The organism is Seongchinamella unica, from assembly GCF_004354085.1.
GTDB classification, from domain to species: domain Bacteria; phylum Pseudomonadota; class Gammaproteobacteria; order Pseudomonadales; family Halieaceae; genus Halioglobus; species Halioglobus unicus.
The window spans coordinates 865,246-885,908 of the sequence record NZ_SMSE01000002.1 but is presented as its reverse complement, the minus strand read 5'-3'; the positions used below and the strand labels follow the sequence as shown (position 1 = coordinate 885,908).

General features: G+C 59.2%; 19 protein-coding genes and 1 tRNA gene. 19 read left to right on the top strand and 1 reads right to left on the bottom strand.

Going from position 1 to position 20,663, the window contains the following annotated elements:
* The first annotated feature begins 9 nt into the window (after window positions 1–9).
* The 10 genes from fabG (at window position 10) to E2F43_RS11100 (ending at window position 8,232) form a co-directional block, all read left to right on the top strand.
* The gene (gene fabG, locus E2F43_RS11145; protein WP_133212599.1) at window positions 10–753 is read left to right on the top strand and encodes a 3-oxoacyl-ACP reductase FabG; all 744 of its coding nucleotides are present in this window, start codon (window positions 10–12) and stop codon (window positions 751–753) included.
* A gap of 145 nt (window positions 754–898) precedes the next feature.
* Entirely contained in the window at window positions 899–1,135 is a 237-nt protein-coding gene (gene acpP / locus E2F43_RS11140; RefSeq protein ID WP_066056577.1) for an acyl carrier protein, read from the top strand.
* Window positions 1,136–1,232: 97 nt separating this feature from the next.
* Complete coding sequence (fabF, locus tag E2F43_RS11135) at window positions 1,233–2,474, top strand: beta-ketoacyl-ACP synthase II (RefSeq protein ID WP_133212597.1); 1,242 nt, start codon at window positions 1,233–1,235, stop codon at window positions 2,472–2,474.
* 11 nt (window positions 2,475–2,485) lie between these two features.
* Window positions 2,486–3,322, top strand: coding sequence for an aminodeoxychorismate lyase (gene pabC / locus E2F43_RS11130; protein ID WP_165954274.1), 837 nt, complete (start codon window positions 2,486–2,488; stop codon window positions 3,320–3,322).
* Window positions 3,316–4,344 (top strand): endolytic transglycosylase MltG, encoded by a 1,029-nt coding sequence (mltG, locus tag E2F43_RS11125; protein WP_133212593.1) that lies wholly within the window; start codon window positions 3,316–3,318, stop codon window positions 4,342–4,344. Before pabC ends, mltG begins: the two co-directional genes overlap by 7 nt.
* Before the next feature lie 8 nt (window positions 4,345–4,352).
* A complete protein-coding gene (gene tmk, locus E2F43_RS11120) occupies window positions 4,353–5,000 on the top strand; it encodes a dTMP kinase (RefSeq protein ID WP_133212591.1) in 648 nt (215 codons plus the stop codon).
* On the top strand, window positions 5,000–5,989 hold the full coding sequence (gene holB, locus E2F43_RS11115) for a DNA polymerase III subunit delta' (protein ID WP_238946889.1): 990 nt from the start codon (window positions 5,000–5,002) through the stop codon (window positions 5,987–5,989). Before tmk ends, holB begins: the two co-directional genes overlap by 1 nt.
* Before the next feature lie 17 nt (window positions 5,990–6,006).
* Window positions 6,007–6,360: a PilZ domain-containing protein gene (locus tag E2F43_RS11110; protein WP_133212587.1), complete on the top strand. Its 354-nt coding sequence runs from the start codon at window positions 6,007–6,009 to the stop codon at window positions 6,358–6,360.
* 325 nt (window positions 6,361–6,685) lie between these two features.
* The gene (locus tag E2F43_RS11105; RefSeq protein WP_133212585.1) at window positions 6,686–7,993 is read left to right on the top strand and encodes a hypothetical protein; all 1,308 of its coding nucleotides are present in this window, start codon (window positions 6,686–6,688) and stop codon (window positions 7,991–7,993) included.
* Window positions 7,994–8,147: 154 nt separating this feature from the next.
* Window positions 8,148–8,232: transfer RNA gene (locus E2F43_RS11100), tRNA-Leu, on the top strand.
* Window positions 8,233–8,397: 165 nt separating this feature from the next.
* Here the strand turns inward: E2F43_RS11100 and E2F43_RS11095 are convergent.
* Window positions 8,398–9,231, bottom strand: coding sequence for a sterol desaturase family protein (locus E2F43_RS11095; RefSeq protein ID WP_133212583.1), 834 nt, complete (start codon window positions 9,229–9,231; stop codon window positions 8,398–8,400).
* A gap of 93 nt (window positions 9,232–9,324) precedes the next feature.
* Here E2F43_RS11095 and E2F43_RS11090 point away from each other — a divergent pair, with 93 nt between their 5' ends.
* From E2F43_RS11090 to E2F43_RS11050, 9 genes are all read left to right on the top strand, one after another.
* Window positions 9,325–9,879, top strand: a complete 555-nt coding sequence (locus E2F43_RS11090) for a hypothetical protein (RefSeq protein ID WP_133212581.1) — start codon at window positions 9,325–9,327, stop codon at window positions 9,877–9,879.
* 509 nt (window positions 9,880–10,388) lie between these two features.
* On the top strand, window positions 10,389–11,714 hold the full coding sequence (gene tig / locus E2F43_RS11085) for a trigger factor (RefSeq protein ID WP_133212579.1): 1,326 nt from the start codon (window positions 10,389–10,391) through the stop codon (window positions 11,712–11,714).
* Between the two features lie 73 nt (window positions 11,715–11,787).
* Window positions 11,788–12,429 carry an ATP-dependent Clp endopeptidase proteolytic subunit ClpP gene (gene clpP, locus E2F43_RS11080; RefSeq protein ID WP_133212577.1) on the top strand — a complete coding sequence of 214 codons (642 nt, stop codon included), beginning with the start codon at window positions 11,788–11,790 and terminating at the stop codon, window positions 12,427–12,429.
* Window positions 12,430–12,540: 111 nt separating this feature from the next.
* Window positions 12,541–13,833: an ATP-dependent Clp protease ATP-binding subunit ClpX gene (clpX, locus tag E2F43_RS11075; protein WP_133212575.1), complete on the top strand. Its 1,293-nt coding sequence runs from the start codon at window positions 12,541–12,543 to the stop codon at window positions 13,831–13,833.
* Window positions 13,834–13,961: 128 nt separating this feature from the next.
* Window positions 13,962–16,373 (top strand): endopeptidase La, encoded by a 2,412-nt coding sequence (gene lon / locus E2F43_RS11070; protein WP_133212573.1) that lies wholly within the window; start codon window positions 13,962–13,964, stop codon window positions 16,371–16,373.
* Between the two features lie 187 nt (window positions 16,374–16,560).
* Window positions 16,561–16,836, top strand: coding sequence for an HU family DNA-binding protein (locus tag E2F43_RS11065; RefSeq protein WP_117953033.1), 276 nt, complete (start codon window positions 16,561–16,563; stop codon window positions 16,834–16,836).
* Between the two features lie 113 nt (window positions 16,837–16,949).
* Window positions 16,950–18,830, top strand: coding sequence for a SurA N-terminal domain-containing protein (locus tag E2F43_RS11060; protein ID WP_133212571.1), 1,881 nt, complete (start codon window positions 16,950–16,952; stop codon window positions 18,828–18,830).
* 16 nt (window positions 18,831–18,846) lie between these two features.
* Window positions 18,847–20,031: a phosphoglycerate dehydrogenase gene (locus tag E2F43_RS11055; protein ID WP_133212569.1), complete on the top strand. Its 1,185-nt coding sequence runs from the start codon at window positions 18,847–18,849 to the stop codon at window positions 20,029–20,031.
* A 23-nt stretch (window positions 20,032–20,054) separates the two neighbouring features.
* Window positions 20,055–20,567, top strand: coding sequence for a DUF1285 domain-containing protein (locus E2F43_RS11050; RefSeq protein WP_133212567.1), 513 nt, complete (start codon window positions 20,055–20,057; stop codon window positions 20,565–20,567).
* The last annotated feature ends 96 nt before the right edge of the window (window positions 20,568–20,663 follow it).

The window sequence follows — 20,663 nt, the reverse complement described above, 5'->3', positions numbered from 1 at the left end:
AGATCGAGAATGAGTGAAGAAAAGAAGGTAGCCCTGGTGACCGGTGCCAGCCGCGGAATTGGCAAGGCCATTGCCGAGCAACTGGCTGCCGATGGCTACACCGTGGTGGGTACGGCGACCAGTGATGGGGGAGCCGATAACATCAGTGCCTACCTCAAGGCGGCGGGCAACGATGGCTGTGGGATGAAGCTCAACGTCGCCGATGATGGCAGTGTGGCCGAGGTGCTCAAGGCGATCACAGGCCAGTTTGGCGCGCCGCTGGTGCTGGTCAATAACGCCGGCATCACCCGCGATAATATCCTGATGCGGATGAAAGCCGATGAATGGAGTGAGGTGATCGATACCAACCTCAACGCGCTGTACCGGGTCAGCAAGGCCTGCCTGCGTGGCATGACCAAGGCCCGCTGGGGGCGCATCGTCAACATTACCTCGGTCGTGGGCTCCATGGGTAATATGGGTCAGAGCAATTACGCGGCCACCAAGGCGGGTGCCGAGGGATTCTCCCGGGCGCTGGCACGGGAACTGGGCTCGCGCTCGGTGACGGTCAATTGCGTGGCGCCGGGCTTTATCGATACCGACATGACACGCGAGCTCAACGACCAGCAGCGTGACCTCATGCTGGGGCAGATACCCCTCGGCAGGCTGGGCCAGCCGGAGGAGATCGCCGCGCTGGTGGGCTTCCTCTGCAGCGATGCGGCGGGTTATATCACCGGCGAAACACTGCATATAAATGGCGGCATGTATATGGCCTAACTGCTTGAAATGGCAGCCAATAGGTCCCATTCTGCAGCGCGCAAAAAAAATATTTATAACTCTTGGACAAAACAGAGTAAAATGCGCGCTCAGGCCGAGTTACAGGGTTTGAATCAGCACTAAATCTCAGGAGTGAAAAAAAATCATGAGCAGCATTGAAGAACGCGTTAAGAAAATCGTAGCGGAGCAGCTTGGCGTGAAAGAAGAAGAAGTGCAGACTGAGGCCTCGTTTGTCGAGGACCTGGGCGCGGACTCTCTGGACACCGTGGAGTTGGTGATGGCCCTTGAAGAGGAATTCGAGACTGAAATTCCCGACGAGGAAGCCGAGAAGATTACCACTGTCAAGCTGGCGATCGACTACATCAACGAAAACCTCGCCTGATCCAAGCAGCTCCTTCGAGAAGCCGTTTCTATTTTTTGATAGAGCGGCTTTTCTTCTTTATGCTTCCTGAAAATCCTATCGTAGAGGAGATGCTAACTTGATTGGCAGAAGAGTCGCTGTGACAGGTCTGGGTGTTGTGACCCCTGTTGGCCATACGGTCGCCGAAACCTGGGCAAATATTCTCGCCGGGAAAAGTGGCGCGGCCCAGATTGAAAGTTTCGATGTCTCCGCGTACAGCACGCAGTTCAGTGCCAGTGTGCGCGACTTCGACATATCCGCTTACCTGGCTCCCAAAGACGCCCGCAAGATGGATGCCTTTGTCCAGTATGGTATGGCAGCAGGTATCCAGGCGCTGGAGGACAGTGGCTTCGAAGTCACTGAGGAGAATGCGCCGCGAGTCGGTTGTGCGATTGGTTCCGGCATTGGCGGCATTGGCCAGATAGAAAAAAATACCGAGATCGTTGCCAGGTCCGGGCCCAGGAAAATTTCCCCGTTTTTTGTGCCGGGCTCCATCATCAATATGATTTCCGGCAACCTGTCGGTGAAGTACAACATGCAGGGTCCCAACCTCGCTGTGGTGACCGCCTGCACGACCGGCACTCATAATATCGGCCTGGGTGCCCGCCTGATTGCCCTTGGGGACGCGGACGCGATGCTGGTTGGTGGTGCTGAAATGGCGACCACCCCGGTCGGGCTCGGCGGCTTTGCCGCTGCCCGGGCGCTGTCCACCCGCAACGACGATCCGCAGGCTGCCTCCCGTCCCTGGGACCGGGATCGCGACGGTTTTGTCCTCGGCGACGGTGCCGGCGTCATGATGCTGGAAGAGTACGAGTCGGCAAAAGCCCGCGGTGCGACGATTTATGCGGAACTGACCGGGTTTGGCATGAGTGGTGACGCTTACCATATGACGCTTCCTCCGGAGGATGGTCGCGGAGCCGCAGCTTCCATGGCGAATGCGGTGCGCGACGCCGGTATCGCGGTGGACAAGATTAACTACATCAATGCCCACGGCACCTCTACTCCCGCCGGTGATGTCGCCGAGAGCAGGGCCGTGGAGACCGTACTGGGCAGTGCCGCGGAACAGGTCGCCGTCAGCTCCACCAAGTCCATGATCGGGCACCTGCTGGGTGCGGCCGGTGCCGTTGAGGCGGTGTTCTCGGTACTGGCGATCCGAGACCAGGTGTGTCCGCCGACGATTAATCTCGACAATCCGGACGAGGGCGCCAACCTGAATTACGTGCCCCACACGGCACAGGAGAGGGAGATTCACAGCGTGCTGTCCAACTCCTTCGGCTTTGGCGGCACCAACGGGTCCCTGCTGTTCAGCAAGCCCGACTGACCGGTTCGGCGGTGTCTGCAACTGCGCTGATCTGGGTGGACGGCGAACGGGCATCGGCACTGCCGCTGCCTGACCGGGGCCTGGATTTTGGCGACGGACTGTTTGAAACCCTGTTGCTGCGCGCCGGTGTTCCGCAATTCCAGCACCTGCACCTGGATCGCCTGGCCGCCGGCCTCCAGCGGCTGGCATTTCCCGACTGTCTCGACAGGGTGCGCAACTGCCTGCAGCAGGCCGCTGGCGAATTGCAGGATTATCCGTGGTCCGCGTTGCGGCTTACGGTGACTCGCGGCAGTGCGCCGCGCGGCTATGCGGCGCCGGCCGATGCCAGGCCGCGAGTCGTTATTACCGCTGCACCGCTGCACCAGGATCGCTGTCAGCCAGGTGCGCCTGTCGCCCTGGACTGGGCGCAACTGCACTGGTCCAGCCAGCCATTGCTGGCCGGGATCAAACACCTGAACCGGCTGGAGCAGGTCCTGGTGGCCAACCAGCTCGCAGACCTCCCTGCAGATGAACTGGTGGTGCTCGATGCCCAGGGACATGTGTGTTCGGTGAGCGCCGGTAATCTGTTCATGCTGGAGCGGGGCCAGTTGCTTACCCCGGCCCTGGAAACCTGCGGCATTGCCGGCACGCGCCGACGGCTGGTGCTGGAGCAACTCGCTCCGGCTATTTCCATTCCCGTTGCCGAGACGCATATCTCACCCGCGCAACTGACCGCGGCGGACGAGGTGTTCGTCTGTAACAGCATCCGCGGCCTGCAGCCGGTTACCAGCCTGGGGCCGCGCCAGTGGCATGACCATTCCGTTTGCCGGGCATTGCACGAAGAATACGTGGGCGCGATGTCGTGTTAAAGCGGCTGCTGCTATTCCTGCTGGTGTCCGCTGCCGTTGCCGCGTTGGCAGCCAATGTGTTGCAACAGCGGTGGCAACAACCGATGGCAGTTCCGGCCGGGGGCTACCTGCTCGATGTCGGCGCCGGGGCAACACTGCGCTCAGTGGTCGCACAGCTCGAGGCAGATGGCGTCTATGGCGATGGCTGGATGCTGCGCCTGTACGGTCGCTGGACCGGCCTCGACCAGCAGATAAAGCGCGGTGAATACCGTATTCCGACCGGAACCACCGCTGCCGGGCTGCTGGGACTGTTGCAGCAGGGCAGGGTCATCAATTACCGGGTGACTCTGCCGGAGGGCATAACCCTGTCCCGGGCGCTCGGGATTCTTGCGGCTACCGGCGAATTAAAGCAGGTGCTGTCAGGCCCGGACGATCCCCGACTGCTGGAACTGGTCGCTCCCCATGCGCGTCCGGAGGGACTGTTTTTCCCCGACAGCTACCAGTTCGAACGGGGCGCCACCGATTACGATATACTCGAGCGCGCCCACGCCGTCATGGCCCGTATTCTCGATGAGGAATGGCAGGCCAGGGAGGACGGGCTACCCTATGCCTCGCCCTACGAGGCACTGGTGATGGCGAGCATCGTCGAGCGCGAGACCGGGCTGCAACACGAGCGCGACGAAATCGCGGGTGTGTTTGTCCGCCGGCTGAAGCTGAATATGCGCCTGCAGACGGATCCGACGGTAATTTACGGCCTCGGTGACAGTTTTGATGGCAACCTGCGGCGCAAGCATCTGCAGGACGACAGCAATCCCTACAACACTTACCGTCACCGGGGGTTGCCGCCGTCGCCCATCGCCCTGCCGGGACGCGACGCCATTCATGCTGCACTGCATCCGGACCAGGGGTCATCGCTGTATTTTGTCGCCCGGGGTGATGGCGGGCACTACTTCAGCGACACGCTTGCCGAGCATCAGCGCGCCGTGCGTAAATACCAGCTGCAGCGGCGCGAGGATTATCGTTCGAGCCCGCCACCAGAATAAGAGAGATCATGGATTCACGAGGATTATTCATTACTGTCGAGGGCGGCGAGGGCGTTGGTAAATCGACCAACATGGCCTTTCTCGAGCAACACCTGACCGAGCTGGGTATTGATCTGGTTGTCACCCGGGAACCCGGTGGTACCGCCCTGGGCGAGGATATCCGGGAGCTGTTGTTGCGGCCCCGACAGGAGGAAGTCGCGCCCACGGCAGAACTGCTGTTGATTTTTGCCGCCCGGGCCCAGCATCTGGCCGAGGTCGTGGAACCGGCGCTCGGATCAGGGCGCTGGGTGCTTTGCGATCGCTTTACCGATGCGACCTATGCCTACCAGGGCGGTGGCAGGCAGCTTCCCATGGCCGCCATTCGCGAGCTTGAGCAGTTGGTGCAGGGCGATCTTCGGCCCGATTACACGCTGCTACTGGACGCGCCGGTGGATGTCGGTCTGTCGAGGGCCCGGGAGCGTGCGGAGCTCGACAGGTTCGAGCAGGAACAGGTCGAGTTTTTCGAGCGGGTGCGGGCCACCTACCTGCAGCTTGCCGGGGAAGGCAGCGGCCGCTACCGGGTGATCGACGCCGCCAGGCCCCTGACGGAGGTGGAGCAGCAGCTGCAGGAAGTGTGTGATGAGCTGGCCACCTGCTGGGGGGTACGGCACCCGTGATGGAGTTAACCGGCCTGCCTGTCACCAGTGCACCCATGCCCTGGCAGGGCGAGGCCTGGGCACGCTTCAACCAGCAGTTGAGTGATAACAGTCTTCCACACGCACTTTTGCTGTCGGGTGTCGCCAACAGCGGTAAAAGCCGTCTGGCGCTGGCGCTGGCCCGCCTGCTGCTGTGCCAGGCGCCCAGTGGTGGGCTCAATTGCGGCACCTGTCATGCCTGTGAGCTCAGTGCCAATGGTAGCCACGGCGACCTTCGTTGGCTGCAACCGGAAGAGAAGAGCCGGGCGATCAGGATTGACCAGGTCCGTGACACCGTCAGTTTCGCCACTAAAACGGCCAACTTCGGCGCTCGCAAGGTGATCGTGATAGCGCCGGCGGATGCCATGAATACCAACGCGGCCAACGCCCTGCTCAAATCCCTGGAAGAGCCCTCGCCGGGGACTTTTCTCATCCTGGCCTGTGACCAGCTGCACGCGGTCCCCGCGACAATCCGCTCCCGCTGCCAGATCGTCAAGCTACCCTTGCCAGGCAAGGATGTAGCGCTACAGTGGCTGGACCAGGTCACGGGGAGTCGCCAGCAAAGTGAATACCTGCTGGAACTGGCCGACGGTATGCCCATGCTGGCCGAGGCGATGCAGCAAAGCGCTGACAGTGAAGCGCTGATCGCAGCGCGGGTCGCCTGCCGCGGCCTGGTAGGGGGCAAACTCAGCGCACCCGAGGCGGGCCAGATGCTGGCCCAGTCCTCCATGGACGAGGTGCTGGAACAGGTTGCCGGCACCCTGCGAGGCAGCCTGAAGCAGCTGGACAGCGCAGCCCTTAACAGCATCCAGGGCAGACGCGCTTTTGAGCTGCTGGATGAATTGGGCGGTATCCAGAAAGCCGTGCGCGGCGGAGCCAACCCCAACCGGCAGCTACTCACGGAAGTTTTACTGGAAAAGCTGCAGTCTGTATTGGGCAGCGCTGCAGCCGGTGGTAGTATCAGGCGATAAACAGGGGAGAACGGGGCATGAACGACGCCAGACAAAACAGCCGCAATGGCATCCTGTCGCTGACCATAAAGGACAAGGCGGTACTGTATTCTGCCTACATGCCGTTTCTCGAAAATGGCGGCCTCTTTGTCCCTACCAACAAGGCCTACGCGCTTGGCGACGAGGTCTTCATGCTGTTGACCCTGATGGATGAGCCGGAAAAAATCCCCATTGCCGGTAAAGTCGTGTGGGTAACCCCTCGAGGCGCCCAGGGCAATCGAACCGCCGGCATCGGTGTGCAATTCAGCGAACAGGATGCGGCAGCCAATGCCAAGATCGAGAATCACCTGGCAGGTTCGCTTGGCTCTGACCGGCCCACTCACACCATGTAAGCCTGAAGTAAATTCTTTAAAGTTGCCCTTAAGTCTTTGAATTTATTGAAATGAAATTTAAAAAAATGGGTCCCGAAAGGGACCCAATAAGACCATTAGGAGTGAAACATAAAGGAATTGCTTCCCTTTGAGAGCATTGGGTATGCTCCCGCGACCACCCGACTAAACTAGGGGATAGGTAGCCACATCCTTAGTATCGCTCAAATTTGGTAATTTTCCACAAGTGAATTGATCGTTTTTTAACATATTTGGGAATATCAATAGCTTAGCTAATTATAAACGGTTATATACGGCCCACCGCACAGACCGGCAAGAGGTACGCCAGGTGTCAGTAACCCAGTCCAGAAAAGTCAGCATCAAGCGAGTGTCCGGGGGCCCGGTCGACGCGTTGTCGCGTTGGCTCGATGGCGCCGGCGAGGGCGATCTGCTGTTGGTCGATTTCCGCCTCCAGCAGTGGTGGCTGCCGACGCCCGCAGACCAGCCCCTGGTGGCTATCTACCGCAAGCGGTCGGGAGGTGACGGCTACGAGTGCACGGTGACCGGGCCTGAAACTCAACCTGTTGAAGACCAGCTTGCCGCTGTCGGCCTGTGCGCCTGGGCGACCCAGCAGGGGCTGCCGGTATTCCGCCCCGGCCAGCCCTTACTGCTGACGCCGGTCTGTATTCCCAAGCCCTGGGGACAGGAGATCTGGTTTACCGGTGCGGAAGAGCGTGGCCTGTGCCGGTTCTCCGATGGACGCTATTCCTTGCCGATACCCTGGGTGCAGGCCTTGTTCCCCCGGGAGCAGGCGGGGTCCGCCGAGGCGCCGCTGGTGCTGTTGAAGATTCTCGACCCCTTGCCGCGGGAAGTGACAGGCGACCTGTACTTTGAGCTGCATGAGAAGAAGCGCGAGGTCTATGTGGTAACCCACGTGGACCGCAGCGCGTGGCCCGACGGCGTCGGCGGCATCCGCTATGGCTTCGACCCGGTGAAACTGGGCGAGGCGGGCAGTGAGGAGGAATTCCGGCAGCACTATCTGACAGCGGTTCAGGCCTACGAGGTGGTCAGGCGGCAGATCGATGAACTCCCGCAAGGGGTTGCCGTCGACGAAGTCCTGCAGCAGAGCGAAGCGGAACTGCGCGAGCAAATGAATGCCTTTACCTTCATGCGCGAGCTCCGGGTCGGCGACGTGGTGGTGGTGCCGCTGCTGATGCCCCATTCCTTGCAGCACGGCGTTCGGACCATTGAGTTCCAGACGCCGGTATACGAGCGGCAGATTCTGTCCTTTGCGCAGAAAGTGCTTACCCAGGAGCACTGGGATACCACGATCGCGGTATCGAAGATGCGGCTCACCCCACCCGATACTGATCACTTCACCGCGTTGCCGGCAAAAAGCGGCGTTACCATCGAGCGTATTGTGGATTTTCCCGATTTCGAGGTTCGCAGGATCACGCTGGCGCCGGGGGCCGACCTTGTCGTCGATTGCGATGATAGCTACCAGTTGCTGATGGTGGTCGCTGGCGAACTGTCGCTGGCGGAGGCCACGTTGGGCCCGGAGCAGGGGGCGCTGTTGCCCTGTGGCGGACATTTTCCCCTGGCTCACCGGGACCCGGATGAAGCCCTGGTGCTGTTGTTGGCGCAGCCCTGTCGTTGAGTGGTTGAACCGGGCTGTCCTTTGTGCCAGAATCGGCGCCGTTGTGACCCTGGGGTATGTTGCTTTTCCAGTGCATATAGTCCACAGGAATCAAAGAGTTAGAGGGCTTAACTTCGAGGCGATTCGAGTTCTGCCAGCTCAGGGTCAGGCATCTGCGGAAGTGGCGAAATTGGTATACGCGCTGGTTTTAGGTACCAGTGCCGCAAGGCGTGAGAGTTCGAGTCTCTCCTTCCGCACCATTTTTCACAAGGGGCATGCGGCCTCCTGTTGAAGCGCCTGCCTGCCGGTAAACCGAGGCCCTTGTTCGGTCCACCTCTGGCCACCCCCCACCGCATATCTGACGTATGGCTATCACGTTGAATTCGGCCCGATCCCCTGCCCATGGCAGTGACTCGGCGATGCGGTCAAGGCTCCTGATGCTGGTTAATCGCCCTGGGCACGCTCAGGGGCATCAGTAATTGCCGGTCCAGGCGACACTCCCGTGGTTCTCGCAAGTACTCAAGCCCGAGTTCCATGTGGGGCTGGTCTTCAGCGGGGCGATGGCGCGCGGTGCCGAACAGGTAGTCGAACCAGGGCACAAGGCTGCCAAAATTACTGTCTGTGTATTGTTGCTCCGAGCAGTGGTGAATCCGGTGGAAGTCCGGGGTGAGAAACACCCGTCGCAACGGTCTCTCCAGGGATTGATGGATGCGAATATTGCTGTGGCTGAAAAGCGTGGCGGCGACGGCAAACAAGCGGTAGGAGAAGGCGCTCTCCGCATTGACCCCCAGTAGTAAAACGATCGGCACCATGACCGGCAGGCTGACCAGGGGTTCCAGGGGGTGGTGGCGGTAGGAGGTGGAAACATCGAATTCCGTATCGGCATGGTGAACCGCGTGCAGCGGCCACAACCAGGAAAAGCGGTGGAAGGCCCGGTGGAACCAGTAGCTGACCAGCTGGCTGATGACCAGCAGGGCGAGAAATCCCTGTACTGGCCTGTTGCCGAAATAGTCGCTCAGCCGGTAGTTCGATAACAGGTCTGCCTGAGTTGCCCAGATCAGCATCCAGGTACCGACGACGGCGCTGAGATACCAGCTCAGGATGCCGATACTGAAGTTGTTGGTCCAGCGCCAGATGAGTGTATTTCCCGGGTCCCGGCGGGGTAATAGGGATTCAGCGACGATCAGTACCGCATACACGATGGCGGTAAACACGTAGATCGAGATCAGGGGCTCCTCGATGGTGGCGACCTGCTCCAAATGTCCCCCTTGTTTATCCGGATTTAGTGGATTAGGATATCGATGTCGTAAAAATGCTGTGACAGAATCTGTAACAATAACAAGGATATCAGTATGGCATCGTACCCAAAATTCAGGCAATCGGTATTTCTGGTTTCCCTGGCCTCTCTGGCCTCGGTCTTTTCCACGGTAGCCCACGCAGGGGGAAGTACAGGCGTTATCCTGGGCCCCCCCGGCGCAGCCCCTGGCGCGGTCGCCGCGGTCCCGGCAATGGGGACCTCGGCGATGATTGCCCTCGGTCTTTTGATGGCGGTCATCGCTTTGCGCTTTCTGCAGCAGAAAGGCATGACCCAGAAGGTGCTGAGCGTGACGCTCCTCGGCGGAGGCCTGGCGTTAACGGGGCTGGGTGTGGACAACGCCACTGCCACGACCACCGCAGTCGTGCCCACTGAGAGTAGCCTCTGTGCCGGCGGGCAGGAGCTCTTCCATGACCAGCGTAGTGGCATAGGTGGTGGAACACTGGAGAACCAGTGCGCTTCGGCCACCCTCGAAGTCCTCGGTTATCGACTGAACTGTCCCCCGGAGGTGCAGGTAGTGACCGATGCAGACGTCGGTACGCAGATTCCTCCTGGGGCAACGGTGACCATGAACGCTTGTCCCAATACATAGCCGCAAGACTTTGTTCAATCGCTAGCACCCTCGAAATGTTCCCTCGCACTCTGCGGGGGCATTTCCCCCGGGGTAATCCGACCCCGCTGGGTTGATGCACGCGCCGGGCGCACTTATCGCGCCGTCCGGCTCTCCTGTGCATGCCTGCCACGACTCCCTTTACTATGACGCTTTTCTAGGTATAATTCCGCGCCTTTAATTAACTTCGCCCCGGTTGCGCCTGAATCTGGCCTGGCTGCCAGTCAGGTGGCTTCGAAGGACTCGAATTGTCACCCTGGTGGTCGCTGCAGGTGCAGTTAACATATTGATTTAAAGGGGCTAATTGTTGGTGCTGGCGCGGAACACAGCCGTGGTCGCACCCGCCAGGGCAGGTGAGGGCGGCCAGTAGTTGGCGGTTCCCGTGAGCGGGTCAATCAAAAATTGCGCAGTCGCGGTGAAATAACCGGCGGCTGTATTTACAACAGAGTGCCAAAGGTACTCTAGATCTGGTTAAAGATTGAGGATAAACCATGCAGGTTTCTATTGAGACGACTTCTGGACTGGAGCGTCGTTTGACCGTGGGTGTACCCGCTGCCCGCATAGACGGTGCGGTTGACGAGCGCCTGAAAAAGGCTGCCAAGGATGTACGTATGCCTGGCTTCCGTCCCGGCAAGGTGCCAATGAAAGTCATGCGTCAGCGCTTTGGCGCGGGCGTGCGTCAGGAAGTTCTTGGTGAAGTCATGAGCCAGTCCTTCCAGGAAGCCGTGGTTCAGGAACAGTTACGTCCCGCTGGCCAGCCCAGCATCGAGCCCAAGTCCCTGGATGCCGGCAAGGATCTGGAGTATGTCGCCACCTTCGAGGTGTTCCCGGAGGTTGAGGTCGCCGAGATGAAGGACTTCGAGGTCGAGAAGCCGGTCGCTGAAGTGACCGACGAGGACGTGGACAACATCATTGAAGTGTTCCGCAAGCAGCAGGGCAGCTGGCAGGAGACGGAGCGCGCAGCCGCGGAGGGCGACAAGGTCGTTATCGATTATGTCGGCACCAGGGACGGGGAAGCCTTTGAGGGCGGCAGCGCCGAAGGGTCCGAGCTCGAACTGGGTTCCGGTCGTATGATTCCCGGATTCGAGGACGGCATTGTCGGCATGAAAGCCGGTGAGGAAAAGACCCTGGAACTGAGTTTCCCTGAGGACTACCACAACGAGGACCTCAAAGGTGCCGCCGTAGAGTTCAAGGTCACCCTGAACAAGGTGGAGGAAATGGTCCCTGCCGAGCTCAACGAAGAGCTGTTCGCCCAGTATGGCGTGGAAGAGGGCGGAGAAGAGCAGTTCCGCAAGGAAGTGGCGGAGAACATGACTCGCGAGCTGAAAAATGCTGTCGAGGGTAAAGTGAAGCAGCAGGTCATGGACGCTGTGATCGCCGCCCACGGAACCGTCGAAATTCCCCGTGCCCTGGTCGCCCAGGAAGTGGACGCCCTGCGCAACCAGATGTTCCAGCAGTTCGGCGGTGCAGGCGCCCAGAACATGGATCTCAAGTCCCTGCTGCCAGACGATATGTTCACCGAGAATGCCGAGAAGCGGGTCAAGTTGGGACTGGTGCTGTCGGAGCTGATCGCCAAGCTGGAACTGAAGGCTGACCCGGAGAAGGTACGTGAAACCATTGAGGAAATGGCGTCCACTTACCAGGAGCCGGAAGAGGTGATCAACTGGTACTACTCCAACCAGGAACAGCTTGCCTCAGTTGAATCCAAGGTTCTTGAGGATCAGGTGGTTGAAAAACTCCTCGAGAGTGCCAAGATAACCGAGAAGGAGTGCAGCTATCAGGAGGCGATTGCCCCTGCAGCCCAGGACGAAGCCTGATAGCGTCTCTCCGCGAGGCGGCGCCTGAGCGCCGCCCTTTATCTGCATAATCACTATATAGGGACGGTACGCTATGCCATTTCAGCCAGACGGGCGCAATTCTCAATCGATCGACAACCTGGGGCTGGTACCCATGGTGGTGGAGCAGACCTCCCGCGGAGAACGCTCTTACGATATTTACTCCCGACTGCTGAAAGAGCGGGTGATCTTCATGGTCGGCCCGGTCGAGGACCACATGGCCAACCTGATCGTCGCCCAGATGCTGTTTCTGGAGTCCGAGAATCCCGACAAGGACATCCATCTCTACATCAACTCTCCCGGTGGCAGCGTCACCGCGGGCCTGTCAATTTACGACACCATGCAGTTCATCAAGCCCGATGTCAGCACCATGTGCGTTGGCCAGGCCGCTTCCATGGGGGCTTTCCTGCTCTGTGGCGGCGCCAAGGGCAAGCGCTACTGCCTTCCCAATGCCCGTACCATGATCCACCAGCCCTCGGGCGGTGCCCAGGGCCAGGCGACCGATATCGAGATCCACGCCAGGGAGATCCTCATCATTCGCAAGAAGCTCAACGAGCTGATGGCCGAGCACACCGGACAGCCCCTGGAGGTTATCGAGCGCGATACCGAACGGGACCGGTTCATGAATGCCGAGGAAAGCAAGGGCTACGGTTTGGTGGACGAAGTTGTGACGCGCAGGGGGAGTGCTGGCGAGTAGGCCAGCATAACCTGCTTTTGGCCCCCTCGGGGGCTTGCAAAACACCGGAAAAAACATCATCTTAGGGGCTAAGACGATGCAAATTCAGCTATTTTCGCGTAGGGCGGCTTAATGAGTGACGAAACCACCAATTCCGGCGACGACGGCGGCAAGCTGTTGTACTGCTCCTTCTGCGGCAAAAGCCAGCATGAAGTGCGCAAACTCATCGCCGGTCCCTCGGTGTTTATCTGTGATGAATGTGTCGATTTGTGCAACGACATCATCCGCGAAGAAGTACAGGAGTCCAACGGCGAGTCTTCCCAGGACCACTTGCCGGTGCCCCAGGAAATCAAGGCTATTCTCGATGAGTACGTGATTGGTCAGCAGCGTGCCAAAAAGGTGCTCTCTGTTGCCGTGTACAATCACTACAAGCGCTTGCGCCATGGCCAGAGCCGCGGCGAGGATGTCGAACTCGGCAAGAGTAATATCCTGCTGGTCGGCCCCACCGGTTCCGGCAAGACCCTGCTGGCGGAGACGCTGGCCCGGTTGCTGGACGTACCTTTCACGATCGCCGACGCGACCACCCTCACCGAGGCCGGTTACGTGGGCGAAGACGTGGAAAATATCATCCAGAAGCTGTTGCAGAAATGCGATTACGATGTTGAAAAGGCCCAGGTGGGTATCGTCTACATCGATGAAATCGACAAGATTTCGCGTAAATCCGACAACCCCTCCATCACCCGGGATGTCTCCGGAGAGGGGGTGCAGCAGGCACTGCTCAAACTGATTGAAGGGACGGTGGCTTCGGTTCCCCCCCAGGGTGGACGCAAGCACCCCCAGCAGGAGTTCCTGCAGGTGGACACCTCCAATATTCTGTTCATTTGCGGCGGTGCCTTTGCCGGCCTCGACAAGGTCATCCGCAATCGCTCGGAAAAGGGCGGTATAGGTTTCAATGCCGAGGTGAAGACCAAGGACGAGACCAGTAATGTGGGTGAATTGCTGTTCGAACTGGAGCCCGATGACCTGGTGCAGTACGGCCTGATTCCAGAATTTGTCGGTCGCCTGCCGGTGATTGCAACCCTGGAGGAACTTGACGTCGACGCGCTGGTCAAAATTCTCACGGAACCCAAGAACTCCCTCACCAAGCAGTACAGTAAGCTGTTTGAGATGGAGGACGTGGAGGTTGATTTCCGCGAGGACGGTTTGCGTGCGGTGGCCGAAAAAGCCATGGAGCGCAAAACCGGCGCGCGGGGCCTGCGCTCCATTCTCGAGGGCGTTCTGCTGGATTCCATGTACAACATTCCATCGCGGGATGATGTCAGCAAGGTTGTCATCGATGAGTCTGTGATCCGCGGGGATTCCGAACCCCTGCTGGTCTACCAGAACCACGAACCGACAGCACGCGCGGCGTCAACTGAAGAATAGTGAGGCGGCGCCCGGCTACCTGCCGGGCGGTTGACCTGCCGGGGCATACCCCTGGCGGTTGTAATCTCGGTTTCTGCCCCCATTAATCGAGGTACGACACTCTATTCCCGCCCAACCCGGAGATTATTATGGGTTCATCCTCTGTTATCGAACTTCCCCTGCTGCCGCTGCGCGATGTGGTGGTTTATCCCCACATGGTATTGCCGCTGTTCGTCGGTCGTGAGAAGTCCATCGAGGCACTCGAGGACGCCATGGCTAATGACAAGCAGGTGCTGTTGGTCGCCCAGCGCAATGCCGCCGACGACAATCCCGGCGCCGATGACATTTACCAGGTGGGGACAGTCTCCAATATCCTGCAGCTGTTGAAACTCCCCGACGGTACCATCAAGGTGCTGGTGGAAGGGGGCTTCCGTGCGGCGATTGACAGCGTGGACGACGAGGGCGAGTTTGCCGTGGCCAGTGTGCGGGAGATCATCAGTGACGAAATTCCCGAAGACGAGGTGGAAGGGCTGCTGCGCTCCACGAACAGCCAGTTTGAAAAATACGTCAACCTGAGCAAGAAGGTACCCGCCGAGGTGCTGACGTCCCTCACCGGCATTGATGAGCCCGGCCGCCTGGCGGACACCATCGCTGCACATATGAGCGTAGACCTGGAGGAAAAGCAGCGAATCCTTGAAATCTCCGGTATTCGCGCCCGTCTGGAGCACCTGATGGGGCTGATGGAGGCCGAGATTGACCTGTTCCAGGTCGAGAAGCGCATCCGTGGCCGGGTCAAGAAGCAGATGGAGAAGAGCCAGCGGGAGTATTATCTCAACGAGCAGATGAAGGCTATCCAGAAAGAACTTGGCGAGATGGATGAGGCGCCAAACGAACTGGACGAACTGCAAGCGCGGATCGATGAGGCCAAGATGCCCGAAGAGGCCCGGGAGAAGGCGGAGGCGGAGCTGGGCAAGCTCAAGATGATGTCTCCCATGTCTGCTGAGGCTTCAGTGGTACGCAGTTACATTGACTGGATGGTGAGTGTCCCCTGGGCAAAGCGGAGCAAGGTCAAGCACGATCTCAAGCGTGCCACACGTATCCTCGACGAGGATCACTACGGCCTGGATGAAGTCAAAGACCGCATTGTCGAGTACCTGGCGGTGCAGAAGCGCGTTCGCAAGGTCAAGGGCCCGGTGCTTTGCCTGGTGGGGCCTCCCGGTGTCGGCAAGACCTCGCTGGGCGAATCCATCGCCCGCTCGACCAATCGCAAGTTTGTGCGCATGGCCCTGGGTGGCGTTCGTGACGAGGCGGAAATCCGCGGTCACCGTCGTACCTACATCGGCTCCATGCCCGGCAAGCTGCTGCAAAAAATGGCCAAGGCCGGGGTCAAAAACCCCCTGTTCCTGCTCGACGAAATCGACAAGATGGGTATGGACCACCGCGGGGATCCGGCGTCGGCGATGCTGGAAGTGCTGGACCCGGAACAGAACCACGCGTTCAATGATCACTATCTGGAGGTAGATTACGACCTCTCGGACGTGATGTTTGTCTGCACCTCAAACACCATGAACATTCCCGGCCCACTGCTGGACCGGATGGAAGTCATCCGCATTCCCGGTTACACCGAGGACGAAAAGCTGAATATCGCCGAGCGCTACCTGATTCCCAAGCAGGTGAAGCTGAACGGGCTGAAAAAGGACGAGCTGACCATTTCAGCGGAAGCGGTCACGGACATCATTCGCTACTACACCCGCGAGGCTGGAGTGCGTTCCCTGGAAAGGGAAATCGCCAAGGTCTGCAGGAAAATGGTCAAGGCGATTACCCTCGAGGAGGCCGAAAGCGGTACCACGGTCACTCCTGAAATGCTCAGCGACCTGTTGGGCGTGCGCAAGTACAACTACGGCATTGCCGAGGAAGAGAACAAGATCGGCCAGGTCACTGGCCTTGCCTGGACGTCCGTGGGCGGTGAATTGCTGACGATTGAAGCTGTCGCCGTTGCCGGTAAGGGTCGTCATGTGAAGACTGGCTCGTTGGGCGACGTGATGCAGGAATCGATTCAGGCAGCGACAACCGTGGTGCGCAGCCGTTCGCAAATGCTGGGTATACCCGCCGAATACCATGAGAAACACGATGTGCACATTCACGTGCCGGAAGGCGCCACACCAAAAGATGGCCCCAGTGCCGGTGTCGCCATGTGCACGGCGCTGGTATCCGTATTGACGGAAATTCCTGTTCGCGCGGATGTTGCCATGACCGGTGAGATCACCCTGCGTGGTGAGGTCTTGCCGATCGGCGGGCTCAAGGAAAAACTACTGGCGGCGCGCCGGGGAGGCATCAAGACAGTCATCATTCCAAAGGAGAATGAACGGGACCTCAAGGAAATTCCGGACAACATCAAGGAACACCTCAATATTCGCGCGGTGAAGTGGATTGACGAGGTACTTTCCATTGCCCTGGAGTCCATGCCCGAGCCACTCAGCGACGAGGAATACCTCGCCAGCAGCATTGCTGCGGGCAAGGAGGGCTCGGAAGAGGAAAAAAATCGCATAAATACGCATTAACGGGGGGGTTCTTTGTTGACCGGGATTCCCGCTCTGTTATAAAGTCGTGCGTCGGTGCTGAGGGCTGAAACCCAGTATTATCAGGGGTTACGGCCTCATCTCGGCAGAACGAGACAAACGATTTCTTAGCCCACCCCCGGGCAACAAGATTACAATTAAACCGACCAAATATTCCAAGGGGATAAGTGTGAACAAAACTGAACTCATCGACGCAATTGCAGCCGCAGCCGATCTGCCCAAGGCCTCCGCGGGCCGTGCACTGGACGCAGTTGTAGACAGCATCACCGACGCACTGAAGAAGGGCGACCAGGTTTCCCTGGTTGGCTTCGGCACCTTCTCAGTCAAGCACCGCAGCGCTCGCACCGGTCGCAATCCGCAAACCGGCGCTACCATCGAGATTGCTGCCTCTGAAGTACCCAGCTTCAAGGCGGGTAAAGCCCTCAAGGATGCCGTTAACTCCTGAGGCTTTCCCAGCTCGTTGCGACTGTCGCGATTTGTCACAACGATGAGACCTTGAAAGCATAAAAAGGCGCACTTAGGGTGCGCTTTTTTTTTAAGTATTCGAGAGAACAACCCATGCTCCAAGACATACGCAAAAACTCACAGGGAACACTGGCGAAGATAATCGTCGGCATCATTATTCTGGCCTTTGCCGGCTTTGGGCTCGAATCCATTTTGCTGGGTGGTGGCAACAGCTCCGTCGCCGAGGTGAATGGCGAGCAGATCAGCCCGTTGGAACTGCAGCAGGCGATCGACAACCAGAAGCGCCAGCTGATTGCCATGATGGGCGACAATATTGACCCCAGCATGCTGGACGACCAGTTACTCTCCCAGCAGGCAATGCAGTCGCTGATCCAGCGCAAGCTGCTGTTGCAGTCAGCCAGCGAGATGGATCTGGCCGTGTCAGGTTCCCAGGTGGGCGCGGTGGTCGCCTCCATGGAGCAGTTTCAGCTGGATGGCCAGTTCTCGCCGGAAATGTACCGGGCGCGACTGGGTGAGGCCGGATATACCCCCAACTCCTTTAAACAGGTCATGGTAGAAGATATGACCCTGGGACAGTCCCGCTCGGGCCTGGCGGGCAGCGAGTTTGCCACGCCCGCCGAACTGGAATTGAATGCCCGAATCGTGGGCGAGCAGCGTGATCTGCGCTACCTGACGATCCCGCTGGAGCGTTTCGCCAGTGCAATTGAGGTCAGCCCTGAAGATATCGAGGCGTATTATGCCGAGCATTCGGAGGAGTTTCTGTCGGAGGAGGCCGTCGAACTGGATTACATCGAACTGCGGTCGGAAGATTTCAGGGCCCCGGTTGAAGAACAGGCGATCGTTGACGCTTATCGGGAAGAAATCGTCAATGGTCAGTACCAGACCGAGACCAGGGTTTCCCATATCCTGTTCGAACAGGGCGGTGATGAAAGTGACGAGGCATTCGCGCAGCGCATTGCCGATGCCCAGTCCCGGCTGGCCTCCGGGCTTGATTTCGCCGAGGTGGCGAGCGAGTCATCCGATGACATCGGCTCCTCTGCGTTTGGGGGTGACCTGGGATATACAGCCGGTGAGGCATTCCCGGCCGAAATGGAACAGGCGATAGCAGAGCTGGACGTGAATGCGGTCTCCGAGCCGGTAGAGACTGAAGCGGGTGTCCATATCATCAAGGTCACTGAGCGTCGCGAGGGAGAACCCCCACCACTGGAAGAGATGCGGCCACAACTGGAAGAGCAGCTGGCTATGGCCGAGGCCCGGGTGGAACTGCTGCTCACCGTGGAAACCTTGAAGGACCTGGCATTTAATGCCGAAAACCTGGACGCGCCGGCCGGAGAACTGTCCCTGGAAGTGAAGCGCAGTGACAAGGTCAGCAGGAACCACCAGCAAGGACTGTTTGCCGAACCCGGTCTGCTGGCCGCCGCGTTTTCTGAAGACGTTCTCAACGCCGGGCATAACAGTGATGTTATTGAGCTCAGCCCCGATCACTGGGTCGTGGTCAGCGTGAGGGCGCATCACCCGGCGGAAGTCCTGCCGCTGCCAGCCGTAGAGGAAGAAATTGTCGCGCGTATTACCGATGAGCGTGCACGCGCTGCGGTCGAAGCGGCGGCGGTCGCCGCGGCCAGGAGCCTGCGTGCGGGCGAAAGTGTCGAGGCCTTTGCCAAGTCATCGGGCTATGAATGGCAGGTTGAGCTTGGCGCAGACCGTGGCAACAACATGGTGCCCGGTGAAATTCTGGCCAGTGCATTCTTACTGGCCCCGCCCGCGGAGGGTGAATCGGTGGTGGATTACGTGGTGAGCGCAAGCGGCGATGCACTGGTGTACGAGATCGCCCGTGTCAGCCCCGGTTCACTGAGCGATCTGGCCGAGAACGAACGCCGCGCTCTGCAGCAAATGGTGGGCGCTGAATACGGCCAGTTGATCGACAACGAATATCGGCAGGGTTTGCGCGAATCTGCTGATATCAACGTACTGTGAAGGGTTTGAAATAAAGATGGCCAGACAGATACTGACACTGAATCAGATCTCCGTGAAAGGACTGGAGCGATTGCCTCGCGACTGTTATGAAATCGCCAGCGAGTTTTCCCATCCCGATGCTATCCTGCTGCGCAGCCATAAACTGAAGCCGGAGGATATTGCGGACACCGTTCTCGCCATAGCCAGGGCCGGCGCGGGTGTTAACAACATCCCTGTCGCCGAGTGCAGCAGGCGCGGAATTCCAGTCTTTAACTCCCCCGGCGCCAACGCCAACGCGGTCAAGGAGCTTGTCGCTGCCGGCATGCTGCTGGGTTCCCGCGGTATCGTCGAGGGAATTCAATACGTCGATACGCTCGCGGCCATGGACGATAAGGCCGAGATGAACAAGACCCTTGAAGCGCAGAAGAAACAGTTCAAGGGGTCTGAGCTCGTCGGCAAGACGCTGGGTGTGGTCGGGCTTGGCGCGATTGGCTCCATGGTAGCGGAGATGGCCCTGACCATGGGTATGGATGTGGTGGGTTACGACCCGGCGCTGTCGGTGGAAGCTGCCTGGCGACTGTCCAGCGAGGTGCGCAGGGCAGATACGCTGTCCGCGCTGTTTGCCCGCTGTGACTACATATCGCTCCACCTGCCGGTACTCGACTCCACTCGTGGCCTGATCAACCAGGAGTTGCTGTCCGCAGTGAAGGAGGGCACCTGCCTGTTGAATTTTGCGCGCCAGGAGATCGTTGACGAAGATGCCCTGGTGGCTGCACTGGACGAAGGCAAGCTGCGCAAATACATCGCTGATTTCCCCTCGCCGCCACTCATTGGTCGCGACGATGTCATCCTGATGCCTCACATCGGGGCCAGCACGGATGAAGCCGAGGACAACTGCGCGATTATGGCTGCCAACCAGCTCAAGGATTTCCTGGAGAACGGCAACATTCGCAACTCGGTGAATTTCCCCACCCTGGTGCTGGAGCGCGTGACCGGTTGCCGCCTGTCCGTGACCAACGAGAATGTGCCCAAGATTCTCGGCAGTGTGCTGTCGATTCTGGCCGATGAAAACATCAACGTGATCGACATGCTCAACAAGAGTCGCGATGATATCGCCTATAATCTGATCGATGTCGAGGGCCACACCACGGAGGAGGTCCTGGGCAAGATGCGCGCCCTGGAGGGCGTGATCAACGTTCGCATGATAGGCGACTGCGCCTGACCACTCGCTTCGGGAGGCGGTAGATGACAGACAAACTTGATTCTATCGCCGACCAGGTCGGCAAAGGGCGTAATTTCGACAGCCCGCCGCTACACCTCTGGGACCCGCAACTCTCCGGCGATATTCCCATTCGCATCACCCGTGACGGTACCTGGTACCACGACGGTGACCCCATCCGCCGGGAGGCCCTGCGCAACCTGTTCGCCAGTATCCTGCGGCGCGAGGAAGACGGCGAGTACTATCTGGTCACCCCAGGCGAGAAATGGCGCGTGCAGGTGGACGCTCACGCCCTGGTCGTTACCGATGTGGAGCGGCAGGGTGATGCGCTGCAGTTGACCTTGAATACCGGGAAGTCGATCACCGTTGGCGAGGAGCACCCACTGTTCCTTGATCCTGATATCGATAACGTGGCGGCGGTAAGGCTGTGGCACGGGCTGACTGCCCTGTTCACGCGCAATGCCTGGTATCGACTGGTGGAACTCGCCGACAGCGCCGGTGTGGTAACCAGTGGCGGGACCTCGCTCCGCTTGCAGTAAGCGCATGACGTGCGGGATACCTCCGGTGCGTACCCGGTCGCCGGAGGCTAAAAATAAGTGCTATCGGGCTTAATCCCCGACTGTTAGAATGATCGT